We start from the raw sequence: 1,237 nt of genomic DNA on the forward strand, positions 1-1,237 counted from the left end.
GTGTAGTGGTCAACTGATCCCGGACACTGAATTGAGTTTTTCCTCTGCGACCGCAGGCGGTAGCCCTTCGTTGAATTGATGCGGTCGCCGCCAGTTGTACCGCTCCATCAAAAACCGACTGATATCTTGCTTTGCCAGCACAGCGCTCATGTAGCCCACCGTCGGTATCCATTCAGTCTTCAGGCTGCGAAATAGCCGCTCCATCGGCGCGTTGTCGTGGCAGTTGCCGCGCCGACTCATGCTCTGCGTGAAGCGGTATCTCCATAGTCTCTGGCGGAAACTCCGGCTGCCGTATTGGCTGCCCTGGTCGCTGTGAAACAGCACATTCTGAGGCCGACCACGCTGCTCATAGGCCATATCCAATGCCTTGATCACCAGGTCGGCATCAGGCTTGGCTGAGAACGCCCAACCAACAACACGCCGGGCACAAAGGTCGATGACAGCCGCCAGATAGTGCCATTGGCCTTCAGCCCAGACGTACGTAATGTCACCGCACCAGACTTTGTTCGGGGATGCCACGCTGAACCCGCGATCAAGCACGTTCGGCATATCAGGCCGCTCCACGGTAGCCTTTTTGTAGGCATGGGAGCCCGGCTGTTTGCTGATCAAGTTCAGCTCGCGCATCAACCTACGTACCTTGAATCGCCCGATCTGCATGCCGTCCTCTTTCATCATCAGCATGATGCTCCGGCTGCCCGCAGCGCTTCGGCTTTGCGTAAACAACTCGTTCACGCGGCTACGCAAGACTACTCGTTCGGCATCCGGATACCGACGTTTCCGGCAGTACGCGTAGTAGCAAGATCGGGTGACATCAAATACCGAGCACAACAGATCAACAGGCTCTTGAGCCCGCAGTTGATCGATTAACGCGAACGCTCGTGTTCCTCGGCCATCAAGAGCGCGGTGGCCTTTTTTAAGATCGATTTTTCCCGTTCCAGCCGATTGATACGGGCTTCGAGTTCCTGGATTTTTTGCTGCTCAGGTGTCAGAGCCTTGCTGGAGGGAGTAACACCGCTACGTTCTTGCTGAAGCTGGCTCACCCATCGACGAAGCGCCGATTCGACCAATCCGAGCGAACGGGCGGCTTCGATATGGCTGTAGCCTTGGTCGAGCACCAGGCACGCAGCCTCGCGCTTGAACTCAGGGGTAAAGGTACGACGTTGCTTGGTCATCAGACACCTCTCTATGGCGAGCATTCTCGCCTAAATGGGTGTCCGGTTTCATTAGACCACTACAC

Annotated in this window: 1 protein-coding gene; it reads right to left on the reverse strand. The window is 56.3% G+C overall.

What is annotated here, in order from left to right; genetic code table 11:
- Positions 1 to 9 precede the first annotated feature (9 nt).
- Positions 10 to 1,172, reverse strand: a protein-coding gene (locus QMX96_RS26675; RefSeq protein WP_282362721.1) for an IS3 family transposase whose coding sequence is annotated in 2 segments (ribosomal slippage) — positions 10 to 920 and positions 920 to 1,172 — 1,164 coding nt in all. Because the reading frame shifts where the segments join, the coding sequence is not laid out codon by codon here.
- Between the last annotated feature and the right edge of the window lie 65 nt (positions 1,173 to 1,237).

Source organism: Pseudomonas sp. PS01300 (assembly GCF_029960155.1).
Taxonomy (GTDB): Bacteria; Pseudomonadota; Gammaproteobacteria; order Pseudomonadales; family Pseudomonadaceae; genus Aquipseudomonas; species Aquipseudomonas palmensis.